This is a genomic window from Streptomyces sp. GESEQ-4 (genome assembly GCF_017948455.1).
GTDB lineage: Bacteria > Actinomycetota > Actinomycetes > Streptomycetales > Streptomycetaceae > Streptomyces.
Window position 1 is genome coordinate 17,362 of the sequence record NZ_JAFFSU010000014.1, and the last position, 23,655, is coordinate 41,016.

The window sequence follows — 23,655 nt, forward strand, 5'->3', positions numbered from 1 at the left end:
GCTGAGGGCCCCGGAGCCGCATGGCTCCGGGGCCTTGGACGCACTCGGCCCCACCGTAAGTGACCGCGGAGTATCTTGAGGGTGAGGTTGCGTGACGCTGTCTGAGGCTGCGTGAGGAGGCCCCCACGATGACTGTCGAGCTGAACCACACCATCGTCGCCGCACACGACAAGAAGGCCTCGGCCCGGTTCCTCGCCGACATCCTGGGACTGGACGTCGGCCCGCAGTACGGCCCGTTCATCCCCGTCGAGATCCCCAACGGCGTGACGCTCGACTACATGGACACATCCGGCGAGATCACACCCCAGCACTACGCGTTCCTGGTCTCCGAGGACGACTTCGACACGATCTTCGCCCGCATCCAGAACGCCGGCCTGACCCACTGGGCGGACCCGCACCACACCCGCCCCGGCGAGATCAACCACAACGACGGCGGCCGCGGCACCTACTTCGACGACCCCAACGGCCACAACCTGGAGATCATCACGCGGCCGTACGGGAGCGCGGGCTGAGGCGTACGGCGGTGCCGACGCCGGTGCCGCTATGTGGCGTCGCCGAAGGTCCACACGGCGCGGACGCCCGGGCCGACGACGAGCGTCGACCGCCCGATCCGCTCTTCGTGCTGGTGCCCCACAGGCCGGTTGAGCGACATCTCGACCTGCCGCAGCCCTACGTGCTCGCGCGCGACGGCGTCGAACCGGATCGTGGTCCCGCCGCCCTTCGCCAGGACACCGCCGCCCGCCACCGGCCTGACCACGAAGCCGCCGGCCCGCAGCAGCGGCACCGTGGCGGCGAGATCGCGTGCGGTGACCGCGAGCCGGACCGAGGTCACATCGCGCATCAGACGGTCGCGGTAGCCGTCGGACAGATAGCGCTCACGGCCGACGTCTCCGGGGTGCCCGGCCGGCTCGGTGTTGCTGCGCGGGTCGGCGAAGTACTCGGGCAGGTACTCCATCCCCCAGGCGCCGAAGGCGTCGTACTCGGTCGTCGTGAAGACGGCGTCGAACCACGGCACCGGTACGCCGTCCCCGAAGTCACGCGTCTGCCGGAACTCGACCGGCTCCGCGACGCCCTGCTCCCGCAACCGCTCGGTCACCGTCGCCAGATCCCCGGCCCGCTCCGTCGACACACCCATCCCGGCGGAGCCGAAGCTGCCGTCCTGGCCGGGCAGATCGCCCACCCCGAACAGTTCGAGATAGGTCTCGCGCCCCATCAGATAGCGACCGGTCCAGGTGACCCCGTCGGCACCGGTCGTCGTACGGACCTGGAAGTTGGCGAAGTCCCGCAGATAGGCCGAGTGCTCGATGGCATCGGCGGTCTCCCGGTCGAGCACCCCGTAGGCGTGGTTGTAGAACAGCAACTGCCGCTCTGCCCCTGGCCGGTCGGCCTCGGCCTGCGCCATCCCCGTACTCCCCTGGACCGCCGTCACAAGCGCCACGGCAAGCACCATCACCATCCGCACCATCCGGCGAAGCAGCATGCGAGCGATCGTAGGCCGGAGCCTCGGCGTCCGCTGCGGCGCGGACGAAATCGCCGGGGGAGGGGGCCTTCAGCGCAGGTGCGCGATGAGGTCGTCTCCCGCCGGATACGACCGCTCCTCCGGCAGCCGTCGCGCCGCGGAGTCCAGGTCGCCGTTGCTGACAAGCGCGTGGATCTCGCGGGCGAGCGGAGTCACGTCGCGGATGGAGATCGTCCACTCGTCCGCGTAACGTCGTACGGCGTCACCGGAGAGCCCGAGTTGCAGTGAGCGGTGCGGCAGGGGCTGCAACTGCAGATCACGCTCGGGGTCCCACTGGACGCGGGCCGGCGCACCCTTCAACTGGCGTTGCCAGGCGCCGCGGTCGGCGTGCAGGCCACGTGTGTAACTCGACAGGCACGCATGGCGCAGGGCCCACTCGAAGCCATCGCGCGTGATCTCGACAGCGAGAACGGTTTCCTGCGCCGCCTTCGTGGCCCAGCCGCAGCGGTACATCATCCACAGGAACGACGGTTTGATCCACGTCATGCGGTCCCGCTTCCACGCGGTGGGGAAGCGGCCCTGGCGAACCGCGGGCATGCCGATCTCGGGGGAGTACGCCTGGTAGACGGTGATCGTGGTTGCCGTGTGGAGCGCGCGGATGCTGTGCTGCGGCGGTTCTTCCATGCAGCACAGGGTGAGGCGGATGGCCCCACGTCGGCCATTGATTTTCCGGCTGCCGCGGGGCCGGTCGGACCGGTGCGGAATCGCTGGGAACTCTGCCGCGTTGAGGCGGGTGGGTAGGGGATGCCGGTGGTGTGCGCGCCGGGCTGCCGCCCGAGTGACCGAGCTGACCGATATGAGAGGGGTCGCAATGGCTTCGCAGACGCAGAGGGCCGTGCTGGCGGGCGGATGCTTCTGGGGGATGCAGGACCTGATCCGCCGGCTCCCGGGCGTGACGGCGACCCGGGTCGGATACACCGGGGGAGACGTGCCGAACGCGACGTACCGCAACCATGGCACGCACGCGGAGGCCATCGAGATCCTTTTCGACCCCGAGAAGACCGACTTCCGCGCGCTCCTGGAGTTCTTCTTCCAGATCCACGACCCGAGCACCAAGAACCGCCAGGGCAACGACATCGGCCTCAGCTACCGCTCGGCGATCTACTACGTGGACGACGAGCAGAAGCGGATCGCCGAGGACACGATCGCGGACGTGGACGCCTCCGGGCTGTGGCCGGGCAAGGTCGTCACCGAGGTGGAGCCGGTCGGCCCCTTCTGGGAGGCCGAGCCCGAGCACCAGGACTACCTGGAGCGCTACCCCGACGGCTACACCTGCCACTTCCCGCGCCCGGGATGGCGGCTCCCGGCCCGCGCGGAGGGCTGACCGCGCGAGGCGGCCAGGCGGCGGGCGGCCGGCGGCGGCTTCAGTGCGGCAGCGTCGCCGGGCTGCCGCCGTTCGCCTCGTAGCCCGCGACCGCCAGCGCGCGGTACACCGCGAACTCGGCCGCCGGGTCGGGGGACAGGGTCCAGGGCAGGGCGCCGATGTGGCCGTCGACGTGTATCAGCTGGTTCATGGCCTCCGCCCAGCGCTCGGAGCGGACCAGGAAGAAGACCAGAAGGTGGCGGACGTGGGCCAGCATCGGGTCGTCGGGGCGGGCCGCGTGGACGGCGAAGAGCGCGCCGTGGACCGCCTTCGTCACGACCTCGCTCTGGTAGAAGCCGCTGACCAGGTTCACCTCGGGCAGGTGCTCGAAGACCGCGAAGAGCGGCATCGCGGCCAGCAGTGATCCCCGCGGCGCCCGGGCCGCTGCCGCCTCCGCGAAGGACGTCGCCAGCTCGCGCGAGCCGTGCCACTTCTCGCACCAGTAGTGCAGGGCGGCGAGATGTGCCCCCATGTGGGCCGGCGCGCGGTCCAGGATCTTCAGCCAGAGCTGCTCGAACTCCGCCCGGGGATAGGCCAGTCCACGGGCCACCGACAGCTCGATGATGTACGGGATCGGGTCACCCGGAGCCAGCAGCGCGGCCTCGCCGCACGCCGCCTTCGCCTCCTCCATGATGATCCGGAACTCGTCCGTGCCGGGCGCCGACGTCCGCCACGCCTGCTGCACCAGGAACTCCGCGTGTACCGCCGCGCCGCCCGCGTCCTTGGGGGCCTCGGTCCGCCACACCCGCAGCCACTGCCCGCCCGGCGTCTCGCTGACCCCGCCCGGTCGCCGGCTGAGCTCCAGTGACGCGGCGCCCGCGAAGGCCTGCACGCGCTGCCAGCGCCGCTCGCCCTCCGCCTCCGTGCCCGCGAGGAGCTGCGCCGCCGCCCGGTAGTGCTGCGTGTGCTGCACCACGTCCAGGACGTCCAGCAGGTCCTGGTCGGGGCCGGGCAGGCGGATGTCCAGCTCCTCCTGCAGTACGAACCCGTAGTTCGCGGGGTCCGCGGCGTCCGGGTGGCCCGGCGCGACCAGCTCGATCCCGCCGCGCCTGCGCCGCAGGAAGGGCAGCAGCACGAAGCCGAGCAGCACGATCGCCATCAGGACCCAGATAATCTCCATGCCTCCAGCGTTCCAGACGCCGCCGACAATTGGCCAACGCGCCCCTTTAGGGGCGCGGGGAACTGCGCGACCAGCCACAGACGGGCCCGCAGACAACACACGGCATTCCAGCGGAGCGCTTAGGCTCGGTGCCCATGAGCGACAGGCACATCAGTCAGCACTTCGAGACCCTCGCGATCCACGCGGGCAACACCGCCGATCCCCTCACCGGCGCGGTAGTCCCGCCGATCTACCAGGTCTCGACCTACAAGCAGGACGGCGTGGGCGGCCTGCGCGGCGGCTACGAGTACAGCCGCAGCGCCAACCCGACCAGGACCGCCCTGGAAGAGAACCTCGCCGCCCTGGAGGGCGGCCGCCGAGGCCTCGCGTTCGCGTCCGGACTGGCGGCCGAGGACTGCCTGTTGCGTACGCTGCTCAGCCCCGGCGATCACGTGGTCATCCCCAACGACGCGTACGGCGGCACGTTCCGCCTCTTCGCCAAGGTGGTCTCCCGGTGGGGCGTGGAGTGGTCGGTCGCCGACACCAGCGACCCGGCGGCCGTACGAGCCGCGATCACCCCGAAGACCAAGGCCGTGTGGGTGGAGACCCCCTCCAACCCGCTCCTCGGTGTCACCGACATCGCCGCCGTCGCGCAGATCGCCCATGACGCGGGCGCCCGGCTCGTCGTGGACAACACCTTCGCCACGCCCTATCTGCAGCAGCCGCTGTCGCTCGGCGCCGACGTCGTCGTGCACTCGCTGACCAAGTACATGGGCGGCCACTCGGATGTCGTCGGCGGCGCGCTGATCGTCGGCGACACCGACCTGGGCGACGAGCTGGCGTACCACCAGAACGCGATGGGCGCGGTCGCCGGCCCCTTCGACGCGTGGCTGGTGCTGCGCGGCGCGAAGACGCTCCCGGTGCGCATGGACCGGCACAGCGAGAACGCCACCAAGGTCGCCGAGATGCTGACCCGGCACGCGCGCGTGACGCGCGTCCTCTACCCGGGCCTGGAGGACCACCCCGGTCATGAGGTCGCCGCCAAGCAGATGCGGGCGTTCGGCGGCATGGTCTCCTTCCAGGTCGACGGCGGCGAGGAGGCGGCCGTAGAGGTCTGCAACCGCGCCAAGGTGTTCACGCTCGGCGAGTCGCTGGGCGGCGTCGAGTCGCTGATCGAGCACCCGGGCCGGATGACACACGCGTCCGTCGCCGGTTCGGCCCTGGAGGTGCCCGCCGACCTCGTACGCCTCTCCGTGGGCATCGAGAACGTCGACGACCTCCTGGAGGACCTCCAGCAGGCGCTGGGCCGCTGAGCGGGCTCGGTGCTGGTCCCGTGCGGTTCGGCAGCGCCCTGAAGGGGCGCGGGGCTGTATCAATGTGCGGCCCCACCCGCGGAGCGCCCCTCACCAGCCCGTGAGCGGTGGAGTCGTCTCAGACGGCGGCTCCACCCACGGGCGGGCGGTCAGAGACCACACCAGGAAGGCCACCGACGCCGCGAACAGCAGCAGCCACAGCAGCCGGCGGGCCGCTGTCCTGCGGCGCAGCATGCGGCCACCGCGGCGCACCGCCTCCGCATACAGGTCGGGCGGCACGGGCGGCGGGGTCTGCTCCAGGAGCTGCCGTACGAGGGCTTCGCGATCGGGCCGGTTCATGACGGCGCCACCCCCGCTTCCACGATGGCCGGTGCCGGTCCCCGCGGCGGATGCAGCAGGGTCGTCGTCGCGCGGTTGCAGATCGCGCGGACCCGCTCGACGGACAGGCCGAGCAGGGCCGCCGTCTGCTCCTCGGCGACCCCCTCGTACAGCCTCAGCACCAGGATCAGCCGCTCCTGCGGCGAGAGCCGGGCCAGCGGGCTGCCGGGGTGCGGACGGGCGCGGCCGAGTCCGCCGTACTGGTGCCAGGCCGCGTGGGCGAACCGGGTCGCCAGGTACTGGCGGGTGCGGTCGTACGGGTCCTCGCCGCGCAGCCGGTCCCAGGAGGCGTAGGTGTGGGCGAGGGCCAGGGTGAGCAGGCGTCGCGCGCGCGGGTTGTCGCCCGGGGTCTCCGCCGTGAGGAGTGTGGCGGCATGCAGGAGCCGCCCTGCCGCGCCCGCCACGAACGCCTCGAACTCCCGGGCCCGGCGGGCGCCCTGCGACGCCTGCCGACTGCGCACCACGCCTCCCACCCCTGAGGAATGACGGGGTCCGGGCCGCGTACGGCGGACGAAGCCGGGTACGACGACTGGCCCCGGTCTCATATGAGGCCAGGGGTGGCCCCACGGTCAAGACTCAGGAGGCCGTCGGGGGCTCCGCGCCCGGCAGGCCCTGGGCGGCCATCCGCTCGGAGAGCGCGGTGTTGAAGCGGGTGAGGAGCGTGCAGAACGCCTCCCGCTCCTCCGGCGCCCAGTCGGCCGTCAGCTCGGCCATCAACTGACGCCGTGACGAGCGCACTTCCTCCAGCCGCGACAGCCCGCGCGGGGAGAGCTGGAGCACGACAGCCCGCCCGTCCTCCGGATGCGAGGTGCGCTTGACCAGCCCGGTGTCGACGAGCGGGGCCACCTGCCGGGTGACCGTGGACGAGTCGATCCCCATGCTCGCGGCGAGCGCCTTGACGCCCATCGGGCCTTCCTTGTCGAGGCGGTTGAGCAGCAGGTATGCGGCTCGGTCCATGGAATTGCGCACCTGCCCGACGCCGCCGAGCCGGGTCTGTTCGGCACGGCGTGCGAACACCGCCACCTCGTGCTGCAGCGCGTCCAGGAGACCGCGGTCACCGACGGTCGTCATGTCCATCGACATTTCAGGTGTTGTGGGCATGGCCGGGGGCTCACTTCATGAAGGGGGTGCTGGATTGGGGGACAGGGTACGCGGCCGGGAGGCGGGCCGTACCGGCGCTGCGCAAACCGGTCTCGGAGGTTGGGCACAGCGGTGTCCGACGGATGTGAACTGCGATGCTTGAGTCATGAGCTACAGCACGGCTGACTCCTTGCGGCCCGTCACCCTCGACGACGTACGCGGCGCCCAGAAGATGCTCACGGGTGTGGCGCGGGTGACCGCGATGGAGGGCAGCAGGCATCTGACCCAGTTGGTCGGCGCTCCGGTGCACTTCAAGTGCGAGAACCTGCAGCGCACCGGGTCGTTCAAGCTGCGCGGCGCGTACGTCCGTATCGCCGGGCTGCTCCCGGAGGAGCGGGCCGCCGGTGTCGTCGCCGCGAGCGCGGGCAACCACGCCCAGGGGGTCGCCCTGGCGTCCGCGCTGCTCGGGGTGAGATCGACGGTGTTCATGCCGAAGGGCGCCCCGCTGCCGAAGATCAGCGCCACCCGGGAGTACGGCGCCGAGGTGCGGCTGCTCGGTCAGGTGGTCGACGAGACGCTGGCCGCCGCGCAGCGGCACGCGGCCGAGACGGGCGCGGTGTTCATCCACCCCTTCGACCACCCGGACATCATCGCGGGCCAGGGCACGGTCGGGCTGGAGATCCTGGAGCAGTGCCCCGAGGTGCGCACGATCGTCGTCGGTATCGGCGGCGGCGGGCTCGCGGCCGGTATCGCGGTCGCGGTGAAGGCGCTCCGTCCCGACGTGCGGATCGTGGGCGTGCAGGCGGCGGGCGCGGCGGCGTACCCGCCGTCGCTGGCGGCGGGGCGGCCGGTGGCGGTGGAGAACCCGGTGACGATGGCCGACGGCATCAAGGTCGGGCGGCCCGGCGACGTGCCGTTCGGGATCATCGGAAATCTGGTGGACGAAGTCCGCACGGTCACCGAGGATGAGATCGCCACCGCGCTGCTGCTGTGCCTGGAGCGGGCCAAGCTGGTCGTCGAGCCGGCCGGGGCCAGTCCGGTCGCGGCGCTGCTGAGCGATCCCGGGGCCTTCGAGGGCCCGGTCGTCGCGGTGCTGTCCGGGGGGAATGTGGACCCGCTGCTGCTGCAGCGCGTGCTGCGGCACGGCATGGCGGCGCAGGGCCGCTACCTGGCCGTACGGCTGCGGTTGACGGACCGGCCGGGGGCGCTGGCAACGCTTCTGGGGGTGTTGTCAGTGGTGGACGCTAACGTCCTCGATGTGAGCCACGCACGGACCGATCCACGGCTCGGGCTCACGGAGGCGGAGGTCGAACTGCATCTGGAGACGAAGGGCACGACGCACTGCGCCGAGGTCGGCCAGGCCCTGCGCGAGGCGGGCTACACGGTCATCGACTGAGGTCGGAGCGTTCGCTCACTCGTCCGAGTCGATCCTCTTGAGAGACGCGATACATCGCGTTATGGTGTGTCTCGGGTCACCCCCGTCTCCCCCGAAGAACCTCCTGAACTGACGATTTCCTGACCTGTCCCCAACGACGTGGAGAACTCACATGCCAGGCGCCATCTATGCCGAAGGCCTGGTGAAGACCTTCGGTGACGTAAAGGCACTGGACGGCGTCGACCTCGATGTCCCCGAGGGCACGGTGCTGGGCCTGCTCGGGCCGAACGGCGCGGGCAAGACGACGACCGTCCGCTGTCTGACGACCCTGCTGCGCCCCGACAGCGGTTCGGCGGTCGTCGCGGGCATCGACGTGCTCAAGCACCCCGACGCCGTGCGCCGCTCGATCGGCCTGTCCGGCCAGTTCGCGGCGGTCGACGAATACCTGACCGGCCGCGAGAACCTCCAGATGGTCGGCCAGCTCTACCAGATGAAGGCCAAGGCCGCGAAGGTCAGGGCCGCCGAGCTGCTCGAGCAGTTCAACCTCGCGGACGCCGCCGACCGGACCGCGAAGACCTACTCCGGAGGCATGCGCCGCCGCCTCGACCTCGCGGCCGCCCTGGTCGTCTCGCCGCCCGTGATGTTCATGGACGAGCCGACGACCGGCCTCGACCCGCGCAACCGCCAGCAGCTGTGGGAGGTCATCAAACAGCTCGTCTCCGGCGGTACGACGCTGCTGCTGACCACCCAGTATCTGGAGGAGGCCGACCACCTCGCGCACGAGATCGCGGTGGTCGACCACGGCCAAGTCATCGCCCGCGGCACCGCCGACCAGCTCAAGGCCCGCACCGGCGGCGAGCGCGTCGAGGTCGTGGTGCACGAGCGCGACGACATCGCGACCGCCGTCCAGGTGCTCACCGGCTTCGGCAAGGGCGAGACCACCGTCGAGGAGCACACCCGCCGGCTCACCGTGCCCGTCACCGGCGGCGCCAAGCTCCTCGCCGAGATCATCCGCGAACTGGACGTCCGCGGTGTCGAGATCGACGACATCGGCCTGCGCCGGCCCACCCTCGACGACGTGTTCCTGTCCCTCACCGGCCATGTGGCAGAGGTCAAGGACGAAGAAGACGACACGGCGGCCAGCCCCAAGGACCGCCGGCACAAGAAGGAGACAGCCAAGTGAGCGCCGTCACCGACGCCGCGCCCGTCGCGGCGCCCACTCACCCCATCGGCCAGTCCATCCGGGACTCGCTGGTCGTCGGCAAACGCAATCTGATCCGGATGTCCCGGATCCCCGAGATGGTGATCTTCGGGCTCATCCAGCCGATCATGTTCGTGGTCATGTTCAGCTATGTGTTCGGCGGCTCCATGAACATCGGTGGCACCACGGACCCCGGTGTCTACCGCGAGTTCCTGATGGCCGGCATCTTCGCCCAGACCGTCACGTTCGCCACCGCGGGCGCGGGAGCGGGCATCGCCGACGACATGCACAAAGGGCTCATCGACCGCTTCCGCTCCCTGCCCATGGCGCGGGGCGCGGTGCTGACCGGGCGGACCTTCGCCGACCTGGTGCAGACGGCGCTCACGCTGCTCGTGCTCGCGATCGTCGCCCTGCTGGTCGGCTGGCGCACGCACACCAACATCGGCGAGGTGCTCGGGGCCTTCGGGCTGCTGCTCCTGCTCGGCTACGCGTTCACCTGGATCGGCGCCCTGATCGGCCTCTCCGTGAGCACGCCCGAGGCAGCCACCTCCGGCGGACTGATCTGGCTCTTCCCGGTCACGTTCATCTCGAACGCGTTCGTGGACTCCAGCAGACTGACGCCCTGGCTGCAGCACGTGGCCGACTGGAACCCCTTCAGCGCCACGGTCCAGGCCTGCCGGGTGCTCTTCGGCAACCCCGGGGTCTCCACCTCGGACGCCTGGCCCATGCAGCACCCGGTGTGGGCGTCGCTGATCTACTCGGTCCTGATCATCGTCCTCTTCCGGACGCTGGCGGTGCGCAAGTACCGCTCGGCCACCGCCTGACGACAAGGCCCCCGGCGCCGCAGGGCAGCCGGGGGCTCGTCGAAAACGCGGTCCTGAGAAAATCATCCGGTCCTGAGGGGGCGATCCGGCCGGGTCAGCCGCTGTACGGCTCGGCCTTGAGGATCGTCACGGAGGCCTTCTTGCCGTTCGGCAGCTCGTACTCCGCGTCCTCGCCGACCTTGTGGCCGATCACGCCGGAACCCAGCGGGGACTGCGGGGAGTACGTCTCGATGTCGGAACTGGCGTACTCGCGCGAGGCGAGCAGGAAGGTCGTCGTGTCGTCCTCGTCGCCGTCGAAGGCGATCGTGACGACCATGCCGGGCGCCACCGCACCGTCCGCCGAGGTCGGTGCCTCGCCGACCTTGGCGTTCTCCAGGAGCTGGGTCAGCTGGCGCACACGGAGCTCCTGCTTGCCCTGCTCCTCCTTGGCCGCGTGGTACCCGCCGTTCTCACGCAGGTCGCCCTCCTCGCGCGCGGCGGCGATCTTGGCGGCGATCTCCGTGCGCGCAGGACCAGACAGGTACTCCAGCTCGGCCTTCAGCTGGTTGTACGCCTCCTGGGTCAGCCAGGTGACGTTCTCGCTGGTCTGGGTCACAGGTGCTCCTCGTCGGTACTGGGAATACAAAGCATCGCCCTACCCAGAAGAATGTTCCTCCAGGGGAGGGCGAAACCACGAGCCTAACAATTCAGCGGCCCAAGGGGGAGGACATAAGCCATCAGAGTCACATCAACGCAGGTCAGCCGCTACGTATTCCGGCTGACCTCAGTCGGCGTGGCAGCCCAGCAGCTCCGCCGTGGTGCCCGGCGAGGTGGTGCGGAGCGTGACGACCTTGTCGATGCGTGTGGCGTCCCCGTCGAAGTGGAAGTCCGCCCGGCCGACCTCGGCGCCGTTCTCCGCCTGGGAGCGCACCGTGCAGTAGCCGCTGGCACCGGCGTCCTTACGGACCTCCAGATGCACCTGCACCGAGTTCTTCGACTGCTCGAACTCGATCACTTCAGCACTGATCTTGTTCTGGCCGATGTAGTAGTAGGCGAAATACCCGATCAGGGCGGTCAGCGCCACCCCGAGCACAATGGCGGCGACCTTGAGCCTGCCGTCGGCACGCTCGTCCGAGGAACGGCCGTAACGGCCCTCGGGCAACCGCGTGCTCGCCGTACTCATGATCGTCCTCTCGGCAGGACCGGAGCGCCGGAATTTTTCGCCCCCGACGTCGGTCACTATAGAAGCCTCCCTCCCGCCACCCGACCGCCGCCCCTCACGGACGTCCCTGCGGGACGGCACCTGTTGAATGCGCCCTCCCACACGGGGCCGGGCGCCGACTGACGAGGATTTGAGTCTTGACTGACCAACTGCGACTGATGGCCGTCCACGCCCACCCCGACGACGAGTCGAGCAAGGGTGCGGCCACGATGGCGAAGTACGTGTCCGAGGGGGTGGACGTGCTGGTGGTGACCTGCACGGGCGGGGAGCGCGGCTCCATCCTCAATCCGAAGCTCCAGGGGGACAAGTACATCGAGGAGCACATCCACGAGGTACGCAAGAAGGAGATGGACGAGGCCCGGGAGATCCTCGGCGTGAAGCAGGAGTGGCTCGGCTTCGTCGACTCAGGCCTGCCCGAGGGCGACCCGCTGCCGCCCCTTCCCGAGGGCTGCTTCGCCCTGGAGGACGTCGACAAGGCGGCCGGCGAGCTGGTGAAACAGATCCGCTCGTTCCGCCCGCAGGTCATCACGACGTACGACGAGAACGGCGGCTATCCGCACCCCGACCACATCATGACCCACAAGATCTCGATGGTGGCGTTCGAGGGCGCGGGGGACGCCGAGAAGTACCCGGAGCAGGAGTTCGGCCCGGCGTACCAGCCGCAGAAGCTCTACTACAACCAGGGCTTCAACCGCCCCCGCACCGAGGCGCTGCACCAGGCCATGCTCGACCGCGGCATGGAATCGCCCTACGGCGACTGGCTCAAGCGCTGGGACGAGTCCGGCATCAAGCAGCGCACCCTCACCACACACATCCCCTGCGGTGACTTCTACGAGATCCGCGACAAGGCCCTGATCGCGCACGCCACGCAGATCGACCCCGACGGCGGCTGGTTCAAGGTGCCGCTGGAGCTCCAGAGGGAGGTCTGGCCGACGGAGGAGTACGAGCTCGCGAAGTCCCTCATCGATACCTCCCTCCCCGAGGACGACCTCTTCGCGGGCATCCGCGACAATGCCTGACATGAGCGCAAGCGCAAGCCTGGCAATGACACAGCTCGCCACCCTCGCGAAGGAGGTGGACGAGGACAAGGTGACCCCCGGCGTCCTCGGCTTCATCGTCTTCGCGGTGATGGCTCTGGCCGTGTGGGGTCTGATGAAGTCGATGAGCCGCCACATGGGCAAGATCGACTTCGACGAGGCCGAGAAGGCGGGGACCTCCTCGGCCGACCCCAAGGCCGAGCACCAGGGCTGACGTTCCCCGCGCCTCTACCGGGGCGCGGGCACAGCCACGCCCATCACCTCCCGCGCATGCCTCCCCGGCACCATCCCCAGCCGCCAGGCCTGCCAGCCGGCCTCGAGGTTCACGCCGCGCTCCAGTAGCAGCGCATACGCCTCGACATAGTCGTCCAGCTTCTCGTCCCGGGCCGGGTGACCCGAGCGGGACAGCTGCGCCAGCTCCTCCTGAGCCACGGCCGTCCCGACCTCCACCCCGCCCGCGGCGGCGTACGGCAGGAGCGTGCAGCGCAGGAAGCGGGCCCAGTCCTCGCCGCGCTGGTCGCCGTACGACGTGAACAGCCCGACCGCCTCGTCGCACAACGCCAGCGCCTGCGCCGTACGCGTGTTGCCCGCGTCCACCACCGCCAGCTCCAGACAGGTCCACGCCTCCCCGTGGGCCACCCCGATGCGCTGGAAGTCGGCGCGGGCGTCCACCAGGAGCTGACGGGCGAACCCCGAGTTCCTCAGCGACCCCGTCTGCGCGGCCCGCTGATCCCGGGTGGTCCGCGCCGAGTGGTGCCGGGCGCAGGCGAGCCCGTAGACGTCGCGCATCCGGGAGAACATCGTCCGGGAGCGCTCCAGCTCACGGACCGCGAGGTCCAGGTTGCCGGTCTCCTCCAGGGCCTGGCCGAGGTAGTACACCGACCACGCCTCACCCCGGGCGTCCTCGTTGTCCCGGTGCCGGGCCGCCGCCTGGCGGAGCCGGTCCACCGCCTGTGACGGGTCGCCGGCGACGAGACGGGCGCGGGCCAGCTGGGTCAGGGCCCAGGCCTCGCCGCGGGCGTCGCGGGTACGGCCGTAGAGATCGAGGGCCGTGGTCAGTTCCGACTCCGCGCGCGGTACGTCGCCCATGCGCAGCGCCAGCTGGCCGAGCTGGAAGTGGGCCCACGCCTCGCCGTGCACCGACTCGCCGGCGCGGTGCAGGACCAGGGACTCGTTCAGCAGCTCCAGGGCCTCGGACAGATGCGCCCGGTCCCGTTCCACCGCCGCCAGCGCGTGCATCGTCCAGGCCCGGTCCGTCGCCAGCTCGGCAGACGACTGGAGCTCCAGGGCCTCCTGGAGCTTCGCCGCCGCCTCGATCAGATTGCCCTGGTGGTGGAGCGTGATGCCGAGGGAGCACAGGGCGCGGGCCGCGCCCGCGTCGTGATGCGCCTCCATGTACAGGTCGACCACCGAGGCGAGGGTGGTGCGCGCCTTGTCCAGCTCGCCCAGCTGACGGGCCGCGATACCCGTACGCCACTGCACCGAGCGGACCAGCAGACCCTGGTCGACGGCCTGCGCCAGCTCGCTGATCTCGCCCAGGCGGTAGAGGTCGCCGCGCAGCAGGCAGTAGTCGCACAGCGCGCCCAGCAGATTGAGCACCGGCGCCTGGTTGACGCCCTCCGCGTGCCGCAGCGCCGCCGTGATGAAGCTCGACTCGTCGTCCAGCCAGCGCAGCGCGTCGTCGAGGGAGGTGAAACCGTGCGGGCTGAAACGGTCCGAGCGGGTCGACATATTGCCGTCGACCAGGCGCAGCACCGAGTCGGCGAGATCGGCGTAGTTCACGATCAACCGCTCCTGCGCCGCCGTACGCTCCGCAGGTTCCTCCTCGTCCAGGAGCCGGGCCTGGGCGAAGGCGCGGACCAGGTCGTGCAGGCGGTAGCGGTTGCCGCGTACATGGTCGATGAGACCCGCGTCGGCGAGGGTGACCAGGTGCCGGGTCGCCTCCGCCTCGTCCGTGGCCAGCAGCGCCGCTGCCGCCGCCGCGCCCAGCGAGGCCCGGCCCGCCAGCGCCAGGCGGCGCAGCAGTCGGCGTGCCGGCTCGGGCTGGTCGGTGTAGCGCAGCCACAGCACGCGCTCGACCGGTTCCACCGGGCCGTACGCCCCCAGGTCCGCCGCCAGCCGACGCGGTGAGCGCGGGCCGAGCGAGGAGCCCGCGATCCGCAGCGCGAGCGGCAGCCCACCGCACAACTCCCGCACCTGATCGGCGGATTCGGCGTCGTACGGACCCGAGGCGTCCTGCGCCGTCGCGCCCAGCAATTCCTCCGCGCCCGCCGCGTCCAGCGCCTGAACCGGCAGCTGATGCACCCAGGCCGGCAGATCCGCGGGCAGATCGAGGGCCGTGCGGGCGGTGACCAGGACCAGGCTGTCGGAGCGCTCCGGGATCAGCGTGCGGACCTGCTCGGGGTCCGAGGCGTCATCGAGTACGACGGTGACGGGCAGGCCCGTCAGATGCTGGTGGTACAGCTCGGTCAGCCGCTTGAGGTGCTGGTCCGGAGAGGAGCGCTCGCGGAACAGCAGCTGCTCGCGCGGGGCACCGAGACGATTCAGCAGATGCAGCAGGGCGTCCCGCGTCGACAGCGGCGACTCCTCCGGGCTGTCGCCCCGCAGATCCACCACGCACGCCCCGCGGAACTGGTCCTTCAGGTCATGCGCCGCACGGATCGCGAGCGCGCTGCGGCCACTGCCTGGCGCGCCGTGCAGCACGACCACCGTCGGCCGGGTCTGCGTACTCGCGCGGGCCGCCTGCACCCACTGCCGGATCCGCGCCATCTCCGCCCGCCGGCCCGCGAACGGACCGTCCGGCTCCGGCAGTTGCCCGAAGGACTGCTCCAGCACACTCCGCCCACGTGCCGCCGCGCTCTTGTCCGTGCCGCGCAGCTGCGGCCCCTTCTTCTTCGGTCCCGTGGACGCGGTGATCACCCGCTGCTGATCGAGCCACGGACGGATACCGCGCACCTCAAGCGCCGTCAGCCACTGCAGCCGCAGCTGCTCGGGCCCGCCCGGCTGACCGACCTCACCCGCGCGACGATGCGCGGCAGGCAGATGCGACCCGGCGACCTTCACGACGGTCGCCGCCGCGCCGACGACCCCCACGGCCACACCGGCACCCACCGCGGTCCCCGCGTCCGTGCCGAGCGCCAGGTCGGCCACCGCGGCGGCGACCGCGGCGACCCCGGCCACCATCAACGGCGTACCGGCACCCTCCCGCGCATACCGCTTCCCGAACCCGATCTGCCCGGCCTCTGCCTCGTCCAGCGCACGCGTATAGGCCTCGTACTCCTCCGCGGCCTTCTGCGCCATGGCATCCAGTTCCGCGCGCGCCCGCGACAACAGCACCTGACCGTCGGTACGGCCACCCGAACGCCGCACCTCTTCCTCCACGGCCCGCACCAACAGCCGCTCGGCATCCGCCCGGTGGCTGTCCCGCATGTCATGTCCCCCTCCGGCGGCAACTCCTTTGTCTAAGAGTGTCCTTCGCGGACGGCGTGAGTGCGAGGGGTCGACGATCACCGAATGCGGTTCTGTGACCTTGGGGGCTGTCGCTCGTTCATATGACTGTCGGTCGGATTGTCGAACGGGGGATCTTGTGAGCGGTCGTGGCGCACACCAGGGGGCTGAGGCGATTCCGGTTGTGTCCTATGCCCGAACATCCGAGGACTTTCGGCAGCGTGATGGGCACGGCGTACGCCATCAACTGCGGATCAATGAGCGGACCGCGCACGAGCATGGCTGCCGGGTCGTCGCCGTGTACACCGACAACGGCTGCAGTGCTTCCAAGGAGGGAGCATCGAGACCCGGATTCGACCGCCTGGTTGAGGATTTGGCGCGCGGGCGCACAGCCGACGGCCAGGCGGTCGAAGGAGTCGTCTGTGTCGCGGATGATCGGCTGTATCGGCGTGCGGAGGATCTGACGCGCTTCTTCGCCGCGCTGACCAGTCGGCAGGGACGCATCTACGTTGATCCGCAAGGCGTCCGAGACCCGTACTCGCAGGAAGGGCTGCTGCAGGCGGTGCGGTCACTCGAGACGGCAGTAACCGAGACACGGGTCAGAAGCCGGAGGCTGATGAACTGGCACTGGGCACGGGCCGTCGAAGGGGTGCCGCACAGCGGACCGGGCCCCTTCGGATGGCAGGAGGACAGGATCACCCTGCATGCCGTTGAAGCGACACTGGTCGAGAAGGCCATCGTGGATCGTGTGGGCGGGAAAGCGGTCCGGGCCATCGCGCAGGAGTGGTGCGGCCTCGGAGTGACGGGAACCCGAGGCGGTCGGCCCAACCCCGCAACGGTCACGCAGATCATCACTGCGCCCAGAGTGTGCGGTTACCGAGCCAACAGGGGTGAACTGCTGCTGGTGCCGGAAACAGGGGAGCCGGTGCTGGGGCAGTGGGAATCCATCGTGACACCGGACCAGTGGCAGGCGGTGTGCGCGACGTTCTCCCCAGGCAGCCTGTACATGCACAGGGGCAGTGGGGCTCCGAGGCTCCATGGGAAGAGGGCCGCTCCCCGTTACCTTGCCAGTGGGATCCTGCGGTGCGGTGCGAGGCGCCACGACGGCACGGTGTGCCACGGCCCGTTGTGCGGCCAGAAGGTCAAAAGCAGGAGGAGCCCGTACTTCTACACCTGTCGCGACTGTGGGCGGTGCAGCATCAGCGGGCCGTTGACTGACGAAGCCTTGGAACGGCTCCTGTTTCCCGAAGCTCCGGCGCACGCCCTGCTGCCGGACGCAACGCGTCTGCGCTGGATGTCCGGAGAGATCGACCTCGCAGAGAAACGCGAGATCATCAAGTCTGTCCTGGTCTGCTGCGTCGTCCGTCCGGGCGGGAAGGGCAATCGACCCTGGGACCCCTCTCGAGTGCAACCTGTATGGCGGTGCGATCGAGTGGAGCCGACAGGGGCGAGAGGCTGAGGGACGAGCCGTCCTGGGACTTGCCGGAGGCTGTGGGGCAGGATGGAGGAATGCCGAACCGACTGGCTCACGAAACGTCCCCGTACCTGCTCCAGCACGCCGACAACCCGGTCGACTGGTGGCCCTGGTCGGAAGAGGCATTCGACGAGGCACGGCAGCGGGAGGTCCCGGTACACCTGAGCGTCGGGTATTCCAGCTGCCATTGGTGTCATGTTCTAGCTCGCGAGAGCTTTGAGGACGAAGCCGTAGCCGCCTACATGAACACCCACTTCGTCAACATCAAGGTCGACCGCGAGGAACGCCCCGATGTCGACGCCGTCTACATGGAGGCCGTCCAGGCGGCCACCGGTCAGGGTGGTTGGCCCATGACCGTGTTTCTTACGGCGGATGCCGAGCCGTTCTACTTCGGGACCTACTTCCCGCCGGCGCCGCGGCACGGGATGCCGTCGTTCCGGCAGGTGCTGGAGGGGGTGCACAGTGCGTGGGCGGACCGGCGGGAGGAAGTGGCCGAGGTCGCGGGGAAGATCGTGCGGGATCTTGCCGGGCGGGAGATCTCCTACGGTGGCCCCGAGGCGCCGGGTGAGGAAGAGCTCGCGCGGGCTCTCCTCGGCCTGACCCGTGAGTACGACGCCCAGCGCGGCGGGTTCGGTGGCGCGCCGAAGTTTCCGCCGTCCATGGTGATCGAGTTCCTGCTCCGGCATCACGCACGCACCGGGTCGGAGGGCGCGCTGCAGATGGCCGCCGACACCTGCGAGCGGATGGCGCGCGGCGGCATCTACGACCAGCTCGGCGGCGGCTTCGCCCGGTACTCCGTCGACCGCGAGTGGGTCGTGCCCCACTTTGAAAAGATGTTGTACGATAACGCCCTTTTGTGCCGCGTCTACGCCCACCTCTGGCGCGCCACCGGCTCCGCCCTCGCCCGGCGCGTCGCCCTCGAGACCGCCGACTTCATGGTGCGTGAACTGCGGACCAACGAAGGCGGGTTCGCCTCCGCGCTCGATGCCGACAGTGACGACGGAAGTGGCAAGCATGTCGAGGGGGCCTACTACGTCTGGACGCCGGAGCAGTTGCGTGACGTTCTCGGTGATGACGCCGAACTCGCCGCCGACTACTTCGGCGTGACCGAGGAGGGCACCTTCGAGGAGGGCTCCTCCGTGCTGCAACTCCCGCAGCGCGAAGGCGTGTTCGACGCCGAGAAGGTGGCGTCCGTCAAGCGGCGGCTCCTGGACGCCCGTGCCGCCCGCCCCGCCCCCGGCCGCGACGACAAGGTGGTCGCCGCCTGGAACGGGCTCGCGATCGCCGCGCTCGCCGAGACCGGCGCCTATTTCGACCGCCCCGATCTGGTCGAGGCCGCGGTCGGGGCCGCCGATCTCCTCGTACGGCTGCATCTGGACGACCATGCGCAGATCGCCCGTACCAGCAAGGACGGGCAGGTCGGGGCGAACGCGGGGGTGCTGGAGGACTATGCGGACGTGGCCGAGGGGTTCCTCGCGCTCGCGTCCGTCACGGGGGAGGGGGTCTGGCTGGAGTTCGCCGGGTTCCTGCTCGACCATGTCCTCGCCCGGTTCGTCGACGCGGAGTCCGGCACGCTCTACGACACCGCCTCCGACGCCGAGCAGTTGATCCGCCGTCCGCAGGATCCGACCGACAACGCCGCTCCCTCCGGCTGGACCGCTGCCGCCGGCGCCCTGCTCAGCTATGCCGCGCAGACCGGTGCCGAGCCCCATCGCAAGGCCGCCGAGCGGGCTTTGGGGGTCGTCAAGGCGCTGGGGCCGAGGGTGCCGCGGTTCATCGGGTGGGGGCTGGCCGTCGCCGAGGCGCTGCTCGACGGGCCGAAGGAGGTCGCGGTCGTGGGGCCCTCCCTCGACGACAAAGCGACAAAAGCCCTGCATCGTACGGCGCTTCTGGGCACCGCCCCGGGCGCGGTCGTCGCCGTGGGGACTCCGGAGAGCGATGAACTTCCGCTGCTCGCCGGTCGGCCGCTCGTCCAAGGTGAACCGGCGGCGTACGTCTGCCGTAACTTCACGTGTGACGCCCCCACGACCGACCTGGAGCGGTTGCGCACCGCGCTGAACGGCTGAAACGCAGCGGTGAGGCCGGTTTTCGCCGTGCCAAAATTGCGCATGTGTCGGGATGTGTCTGGCAAGTAGTGCCCCGTTCTGAAACAAGCTATTTAACGGGACTGCTACCGCACTTCACACTTTCCCCCTAATCTCCCCACAGTGCCGCGACGGTGATCGGTCACCGTCGTGAGGGGGTTCTGGGGATCTGGGGGGATCTGTTGCTCACGTCTGTCTTCATCGCTGCCGTTTCACTGGCCTTGTTCTGGATGGCGGCCTTCACCTTGTGGTGGCAGATGCACGCGTGGCGTACGCCCGAAGTGCTCGCTTCCACCCGTTTCAGCAGTCCGGACGGCGGCGAACACCGCTCGTTCTCGCTGCTGCTGCCGGCACGGCATGAACAGGCCGTGCTGGACCACACGATCCAGCGACTGCTGGAATCCAGCCACACCGACTTCGAGATCATCGTCATCGTCGGGCACGACGACCCGGAGACCACCGAGGTGGCCCGGAAGGCGGAGGCGCGCGATCCGCGTGTCCGCGTGGTCGTCGACACCCATGAGAAGAAGAACAAACCGAAGGCCATGAACACGGCGCTGCCGCACTGCCGCGGCGACGTCGTCGGGGTCTTCGACGCGGAGGACCAGGTCCATCCGGAGCTGCTCGCCCACGTCGATCACGCCTTCCGGACGACCGGGGCGGATGTCGTCCAGGGGGGCGTCCAGCTCATCAACTTCCACTCCAGCTGGTACAGCCTGCGCAACTGTCTGGAGTACTTCTTCTGGTTCCGCTCCCGGCTGCATCTGCATGCGCAGAAAGGTTTCATCCCGCTCGGCGGCAACACCGTCTTCGTACGGACGGAGGTCCTGCGGGAGGCCGACGGCTGGGATCCCGACTGCCTCGCCGAGGACTGCGACCTGGGTGTGCGGCTGTCCAGCGTCGGCAAGAAGGTCGTCGTCGCCTACGACTCCGACATGGTGACCAAGGAGGAGACGCCCGGCAGTCTCGTGTCGCTGCTGAAGCAGCGCACCCGCTGGAACCAGGGCTTCCTCCAGGTGTACCGGAAGAAGGACTGGAAGCAACTCCCGGGCTTCGGGCAGCGGCTGCTCGCCCGCTACACCCTGATGACGCCGTTCATGCAGGCCTTCACCGGCGTCGTCATCCCGCTGAACGTGGCCATCGCGCTCTTCCTCGATGTCCCGGTCGCCATCGCGTTCATCACCTTCCTGCCGGCCGTGACGGCGATCGTCACCTTCGTCTTCGAGGTCGTCGGACTGCACGACTTCGGCAAGCAGTACGGGCTACGCGTCCGCTTCGTCCACTACGTGAAGCTCGTCGTGGGCGGCCCCTTCTACCAGGTCCTCCTCGCCGGGGCCGCCGTCCGCGCCGTATGGCGTGAGCAGCGCGGCCGGAACGACTGGGAGCTGACGACTCACGTCGGCGCGCATCTCACCGAAGTGATCCGAGAGGACGTTCCTGCGTGACCTCCACTCTTCCCGCGGTGACCAGCACCAAGGTCCCCGCGCAGCGGCAGCCTGTGCCTGTAGCCGGTTCGACCGGCCGAACGACGCCGCCGAAGAGGCTGCGTTCCTCCCGTCCCGACCTCCTCCTGTGCGGTGTGCTCCTGGTGGCGATCCTCGTCGTCCAGGGCTGGAACATCGCCGCCTACCCGACGCTCAGCGACGACGAGGGCACCTATCTCGCCCAGGCCTGGGCGGTCCAGCAGGGCGAGGGCCTCGCCCACTACACGTACTGGTACGACCACCCGCCGCTCGGCTGGATCCAGATGGCCCTGCTCACCTGGATACCGGCCGCGCTCAGCCCGGAGTCGATGACGGTCGGTTCGATGCGCGTGATGATGCTGGTGATCAGCGGCATCAGCGCGGTCCTGTTGTACGTGCTGGGCCGCCGTCTCTCCCTGCCGCGCTGGGCCGCCGGGCTCGGCATGGTCCTCTTCGGGCTCTCACCGCTGTCCGTCGTCCTCCAGCGGGAGATCTTCCTCGACAACCTCGCGGTGATGTGGACGCTGCTGGCGTTCTGCCTCGCCGCGTCCCCGAGCCGTCACCTGTGGCACCACTTCGGCGCGGGCATGGCCGCCGCGACGGCCGTGCTCACCAAGGAGACGATGCTCGTCATCCTGCCCGCCCTGTTCATCACCATGTGGCGGCACAGCCACCGCGACACCCGTAAGTTCGCCCTCACCGGAGCCGTGACGGCCTGCGCCCTGATCGGCTTCGCGTATCCGCTCTTCGCCCTGCTCAAGGGCGAGTTGCTGTCGGGCAGCGGGCATGTCTCCCTCTGGGACGGCATCAAGTACCAGATGACCAGGCCGGGTTCGGGCTTCATCCTGGACCGGGGCACCGGCTCGTACGGCGTCCTGCAGTCCTGGCTCTACTACGACCGTGTCCTGCCCCTCGGCGGCCTCGCGGGCGCGCTGCTCCTGCTGGTCACCTGGCGCTGGTCGGTCACCGCCCGCGCCCTCGCCGGACCGGCGCTCACCGTGGCGATCCTCGCGCTGCTCGCCCTGCGCCCCAACGGCTATCTGCCCGCGATGTACGTCATCCAGGCCCTGCCCTTCCTCGCCCTGGTCCTCGCCGGAGGCACCGCGTCCGTCGCCCACGCCGTCCTGCGCCGATGGCGCCTGCCGGACGAGCAGCGGTATCTGACCAGGGGCCGGTACACACTCGCCGTCGTCCTCGCGCTCGCCGCCGGCGCCTACGTCGTACCGCGCTGGTACGACGGTGCCCGCACCGCCGTCACCGCCGACGCCAACGCGCCCTACCGGGCCGCCTCGAAGTGGCTCGGCAGTGAGGTGGCGGACCCCGGGGACACCCGGGTTCTCGTCGACGACGCGCTCTGGCTGGACCTGGTGCACTCCGGGTACGAGCCCGGGCTCGGCGTCATCTGGTTCTACAAGGCCGACCTCGACCCGGCGGTGACGAAGACGCTGCCGCGCGGCTGGCGCGACCTCGACTACGTGGTCGCCTCGCCGACGGTCCGGCGTGACGCGGTCGACCTGCCCAACGTCAAGGCGGCCATCGAGCACTCGACCCCGGTCGCCGTCTTCGGCAAGGGCGAGGACCGCATAGAGATCCGGCAGATCCAGTCCGCGGGAGGCGTCCGATGAGCCAGGAATACACCGCACCCGTGCCCGTGCCGGGCCTGGAGGCATCCGAGGTCGCTGAGCCCGGTGCCGTCACCATCGTCGTACCCACCTTCAACGAGTCGCAGAACATACGGGAGTTGCTGCACCTGATCACCGAGTCGGTGCCGTCCCGGCTGCCCTGCGAGGTCCTCTTCGTGGACGACTCCACCGACGACACCCCCGAGGTGATCAGGGAGGCCGCGCGGGACTGTCCGTTCCCGGTGGCGGTCCTGCACCGGGACGAGCCGGTCGGCGGGCTCGGCGGCGCGGTCGTCGAGGGGATGAAGGCCGCCACGTCGGACTGGATCGTCGTGATGGACGGCGACTGTCAGCATCCGCCGTCCCTGGTACCGGATCTGGTGGCCACCGGCGAACGGTCGAACGCCGGTCTCGTCGTCGCCTCCCGGTACATCAAGGGCGGCAGCAGAGCGGGACTGGCGGGCAGTTACCGCGTGGCCGTGTCGCGGGCGGCGACCTGGCTGACCAAGTCCCTCTTCCCGCGCAAGCTGCACGGCATCAGCGACCCGATGAGCGGCTTCTTCGCCATCCGCCGCAGCCACATCACCGACGGGACGCTGAAGCCGCTCGGCTACAAGATCCTGCTGGAGCTGGCGGTCCGGAGCCGTCCGCGCACGGTCACCGAGGTGCCGTTCGTCTTCCAGGAGCGCTTCGCCGGGGAGTCCAAGTCCACGGCGACGGAGGGGCGGCGCTTTCTGCGGCACCTCGCCGGGCTGCGTACGGCCGGTCCGCTGGCCCGGATGGTGGTGTTCGGGCTGATCGGACTGACGGGCTTCGTACCGAACCTGCTCGCGCTGTGGGCGCTGACCGGAGCGGGGATGCACTACCTGCCCGCGGAGATCGTCGCCAACCAGTTCGGCGTGGCCTGGAACTTCCTGCTCATCGAGAAGCTGCTGTTCCGCGACCGGCGCGGGCACCGCCACGTGGCCGACCGCACCATCCGGTTCGCGCTGCTCGCCAACGCCGACCTGGTGCTGCGCATACCCCTGATCGCCCTGCTCGTGGGGCAGTTCGGCCTGGCCGTCCTGCCCGCCACGGCGCTGGCCCTGGTCATCACCTTCGTCCTGCGCTTCGTCGGAACCGAAGCGCTGGTCTATCTGCCTCGCAGGAGCCGCACAGCAAGGAGTGCCGCATGA

At 69.9% G+C, this 23,655-nt stretch carries 22 protein-coding genes; 13 read left to right on the plus strand and 9 right to left on the minus strand.

What is annotated here, in order from left to right:
* The first annotated feature begins 128 nt into the window (after positions 1 to 128).
* Positions 129 to 512 (plus strand): VOC family protein, encoded by a 384-nt coding sequence (locus KCH48_RS25320; RefSeq protein WP_210577030.1) that lies wholly within the window; start codon positions 129 to 131, stop codon positions 510 to 512.
* A 29-nt stretch (positions 513 to 541) separates the two neighbouring features.
* On the opposite strand, the gene KCH48_RS25325 is transcribed toward KCH48_RS25320, so the two are convergent.
* Together KCH48_RS25325 and KCH48_RS25330 are read right to left on the minus strand one after the other, a co-directional pair.
* Positions 542 to 1,456 (minus strand): DUF5829 family protein, encoded by a 915-nt coding sequence (locus tag KCH48_RS25325; protein ID WP_210577238.1) that lies wholly within the window; start codon positions 1,454 to 1,456, stop codon positions 542 to 544.
* A 93-nt stretch (positions 1,457 to 1,549) separates the two neighbouring features.
* Positions 1,550 to 2,143 carry a DUF4291 domain-containing protein gene (locus KCH48_RS25330; protein WP_210577031.1) on the minus strand — a complete coding sequence of 198 codons (594 nt, stop codon included), beginning with the start codon at positions 2,141 to 2,143 and terminating at the stop codon, positions 1,550 to 1,552.
* Positions 2,144 to 2,330: 187 nt separating this feature from the next.
* Between KCH48_RS25330 and msrA the strand changes: the two genes are divergently transcribed.
* Positions 2,331 to 2,843 (plus strand): peptide-methionine (S)-S-oxide reductase MsrA, encoded by a 513-nt coding sequence (gene msrA, locus KCH48_RS25335; protein WP_210577032.1) that lies wholly within the window; start codon positions 2,331 to 2,333, stop codon positions 2,841 to 2,843.
* Positions 2,844 to 2,883: 40 nt separating this feature from the next.
* Here msrA and KCH48_RS25340 read toward each other — a convergent pair whose 3' ends face one another.
* Positions 2,884 to 4,002, minus strand: coding sequence for a hypothetical protein (locus KCH48_RS25340; protein WP_210577033.1), 1,119 nt, complete (start codon positions 4,000 to 4,002; stop codon positions 2,884 to 2,886).
* Positions 4,003 to 4,136: 134 nt separating this feature from the next.
* Between KCH48_RS25340 and KCH48_RS25345 the strand changes: the two genes are divergently transcribed.
* Positions 4,137 to 5,294, plus strand: a complete 1,158-nt coding sequence (locus KCH48_RS25345) for a cystathionine gamma-synthase (protein ID WP_210577034.1) — start codon at positions 4,137 to 4,139, stop codon at positions 5,292 to 5,294.
* A 90-nt stretch (positions 5,295 to 5,384) separates the two neighbouring features.
* Here the strand turns inward: KCH48_RS25345 and KCH48_RS42375 are convergent, their stop codons facing one another.
* The 3 genes from KCH48_RS42375 to KCH48_RS25355 form a co-directional block, all read right to left on the minus strand.
* A complete protein-coding gene (locus tag KCH48_RS42375; RefSeq protein WP_246885859.1) occupies positions 5,385 to 5,633 on the minus strand; it encodes a hypothetical protein in 249 nt (82 codons plus the stop codon).
* Complete coding sequence (locus KCH48_RS42380; protein WP_307840943.1) at positions 5,630 to 6,133, minus strand: sigma factor-like helix-turn-helix DNA-binding protein; 504 nt, start codon at positions 6,131 to 6,133, stop codon at positions 5,630 to 5,632. Before KCH48_RS42380 ends, KCH48_RS42375 begins: the two co-directional genes overlap by 4 nt.
* Positions 6,134 to 6,248: 115 nt before the next feature.
* A complete protein-coding gene (locus KCH48_RS25355; RefSeq protein WP_210577035.1) occupies positions 6,249 to 6,755 on the minus strand; it encodes a MarR family winged helix-turn-helix transcriptional regulator in 507 nt (168 codons plus the stop codon).
* 163 nt (positions 6,756 to 6,918) lie between these two features.
* On the opposite strand from KCH48_RS25355, the gene ilvA reads away from it, so the two are divergent.
* From ilvA to KCH48_RS25370, 3 genes are all read left to right on the plus strand, one after another.
* Positions 6,919 to 8,148, plus strand: coding sequence for a threonine ammonia-lyase (gene ilvA, locus KCH48_RS25360; protein WP_210577036.1), 1,230 nt, complete (start codon positions 6,919 to 6,921; stop codon positions 8,146 to 8,148).
* 151 nt (positions 8,149 to 8,299) lie between these two features.
* Positions 8,300 to 9,310: an ATP-binding cassette domain-containing protein gene (locus KCH48_RS25365; protein ID WP_210577037.1), complete on the plus strand. Its 1,011-nt coding sequence runs from the start codon at positions 8,300 to 8,302 to the stop codon at positions 9,308 to 9,310.
* Entirely contained in the window at positions 9,307 to 10,152 is an 846-nt protein-coding gene (locus KCH48_RS25370; RefSeq protein ID WP_210577038.1) for an ABC transporter permease, read from the plus strand. The genes KCH48_RS25365 and KCH48_RS25370 overlap by 4 nt, the downstream gene beginning before the upstream one ends.
* Positions 10,153 to 10,246: 94 nt before the next feature.
* On the opposite strand, the gene greA is transcribed toward KCH48_RS25370, so the two are convergent.
* Both greA and KCH48_RS25380 read right to left on the minus strand, forming a co-directional pair.
* The gene (greA, locus tag KCH48_RS25375; protein WP_210577039.1) at positions 10,247 to 10,747 is read right to left on the minus strand and encodes a transcription elongation factor GreA; all 501 of its coding nucleotides are present in this window, start codon (positions 10,745 to 10,747) and stop codon (positions 10,247 to 10,249) included.
* Between the two features lie 168 nt (positions 10,748 to 10,915).
* The gene (locus tag KCH48_RS25380) at positions 10,916 to 11,314 is read right to left on the minus strand and encodes a DUF4307 domain-containing protein (protein ID WP_210577040.1); all 399 of its coding nucleotides are present in this window, start codon (positions 11,312 to 11,314) and stop codon (positions 10,916 to 10,918) included.
* A 197-nt stretch (positions 11,315 to 11,511) separates the two neighbouring features.
* Between KCH48_RS25380 and mca the strand changes: the two genes are divergently transcribed.
* Together mca and KCH48_RS25390 are read left to right on the plus strand one after the other, a co-directional pair.
* Entirely contained in the window at positions 11,512 to 12,372 is an 861-nt protein-coding gene (gene mca / locus KCH48_RS25385) for a mycothiol conjugate amidase Mca (protein ID WP_210577240.1), read from the plus strand.
* The gene (locus KCH48_RS25390; RefSeq protein ID WP_210577041.1) at positions 12,365 to 12,604 is read left to right on the plus strand and encodes a hypothetical protein; all 240 of its coding nucleotides are present in this window, start codon (positions 12,365 to 12,367) and stop codon (positions 12,602 to 12,604) included. Before mca ends, KCH48_RS25390 begins: the two co-directional genes overlap by 8 nt.
* A gap of 14 nt (positions 12,605 to 12,618) precedes the next feature.
* Here the strand turns inward: KCH48_RS25390 and KCH48_RS25395 are convergent, their stop codons facing one another.
* Entirely contained in the window at positions 12,619 to 15,819 is a 3,201-nt protein-coding gene (locus tag KCH48_RS25395; protein ID WP_210577042.1) for a tetratricopeptide repeat protein, read from the minus strand.
* 202 nt (positions 15,820 to 16,021) lie between these two features.
* Here KCH48_RS25395 and KCH48_RS25400 point away from each other — a divergent pair, with 202 nt between their 5' ends.
* The 5 genes from KCH48_RS25400 (at position 16,022) to KCH48_RS25420 (ending at position 23,655) form a co-directional block, all read left to right on the plus strand.
* On the plus strand, positions 16,022 to 17,296 hold the full coding sequence (locus tag KCH48_RS25400) for a recombinase family protein (RefSeq protein WP_210577043.1): 1,275 nt from the start codon (positions 16,022 to 16,024) through the stop codon (positions 17,294 to 17,296).
* A gap of 50 nt (positions 17,297 to 17,346) precedes the next feature.
* Positions 17,347 to 19,377 carry a thioredoxin domain-containing protein gene (locus KCH48_RS25405; RefSeq protein ID WP_210577044.1) on the plus strand — a complete coding sequence of 677 codons (2,031 nt, stop codon included), beginning with the start codon at positions 17,347 to 17,349 and terminating at the stop codon, positions 19,375 to 19,377.
* Positions 19,378 to 19,577: 200 nt separating this feature from the next.
* Positions 19,578 to 20,840 (plus strand): glycosyltransferase, encoded by a 1,263-nt coding sequence (locus tag KCH48_RS25410; protein WP_210577045.1) that lies wholly within the window; start codon positions 19,578 to 19,580, stop codon positions 20,838 to 20,840.
* Positions 20,837 to 22,483 (plus strand): glycosyltransferase family 39 protein, encoded by a 1,647-nt coding sequence (locus KCH48_RS25415; RefSeq protein WP_210577046.1) that lies wholly within the window; start codon positions 20,837 to 20,839, stop codon positions 22,481 to 22,483. Before KCH48_RS25410 ends, KCH48_RS25415 begins: the two co-directional genes overlap by 4 nt.
* Positions 22,480 to 23,655: a glycosyltransferase family 2 protein gene (locus KCH48_RS25420; protein WP_210577047.1), complete on the plus strand. Its 1,176-nt coding sequence runs from the start codon at positions 22,480 to 22,482 to the stop codon at positions 23,653 to 23,655. Before KCH48_RS25415 ends, KCH48_RS25420 begins: the two co-directional genes overlap by 4 nt.

Excerpts from the sequence above, each read along its gene's own strand:
- KCH48_RS25405 (WP_210577044.1), top strand. The coding sequence starts at position 17,347 with ATGCCGAACCGACTGGCTCACGAAACGTCCCCGTACCTGCTCCAGCAC.
- KCH48_RS25330 (WP_210577031.1), bottom strand. The coding sequence starts at position 2,143 with ATGGAAGAACCGCCGCAGCACAGCATCCGCGCGCTCCACACGGCAACC.
- KCH48_RS25340 (WP_210577033.1), bottom strand. The coding sequence starts at position 4,002 with ATGGAGATTATCTGGGTCCTGATGGCGATCGTGCTGCTCGGCTTCGTG.
- KCH48_RS25420 (WP_210577047.1), top strand. The coding sequence starts at position 22,480 with ATGAGCCAGGAATACACCGCACCCGTGCCCGTGCCGGGCCTGGAGGCA.
- KCH48_RS42375 (WP_246885859.1), bottom strand. The coding sequence starts at position 5,633 with ATGAACCGGCCCGATCGCGAAGCCCTCGTACGGCAGCTCCTGGAGCAG.
- KCH48_RS25365 (WP_210577037.1), top strand. The coding sequence starts at position 8,300 with ATGCCAGGCGCCATCTATGCCGAAGGCCTGGTGAAGACCTTCGGTGAC.
- KCH48_RS25390 (WP_210577041.1), top strand. The coding sequence starts at position 12,365 with ATGCCTGACATGAGCGCAAGCGCAAGCCTGGCAATGACACAGCTCGCC.
- msrA (WP_210577032.1), top strand. The coding sequence starts at position 2,331 with ATGGCTTCGCAGACGCAGAGGGCCGTGCTGGCGGGCGGATGCTTCTGG.
- KCH48_RS25355 (WP_210577035.1), bottom strand. The coding sequence starts at position 6,755 with ATGTCGATGGACATGACGACCGTCGGTGACCGCGGTCTCCTGGACGCG.
- KCH48_RS25320 (WP_210577030.1), top strand. The coding sequence starts at position 129 with ATGACTGTCGAGCTGAACCACACCATCGTCGCCGCACACGACAAGAAG.
- mca (WP_210577240.1), top strand. The coding sequence starts at position 11,512 with ATGGCCGTCCACGCCCACCCCGACGACGAGTCGAGCAAGGGTGCGGCC.
- KCH48_RS25325 (WP_210577238.1), bottom strand. The coding sequence starts at position 1,456 with ATGGTGATGGTGCTTGCCGTGGCGCTTGTGACGGCGGTCCAGGGGAGT.
- KCH48_RS25345 (WP_210577034.1), top strand. The coding sequence starts at position 4,137 with ATGAGCGACAGGCACATCAGTCAGCACTTCGAGACCCTCGCGATCCAC.
- KCH48_RS25395 (WP_210577042.1), bottom strand. The coding sequence starts at position 15,819 with ATGCGGGACAGCCACCGGGCGGATGCCGAGCGGCTGTTGGTGCGGGCC.
- KCH48_RS25380 (WP_210577040.1), bottom strand. The coding sequence starts at position 11,314 with ATGAGTACGGCGAGCACGCGGTTGCCCGAGGGCCGTTACGGCCGTTCC.
- ilvA (WP_210577036.1), top strand. The coding sequence starts at position 6,919 with ATGAGCTACAGCACGGCTGACTCCTTGCGGCCCGTCACCCTCGACGAC.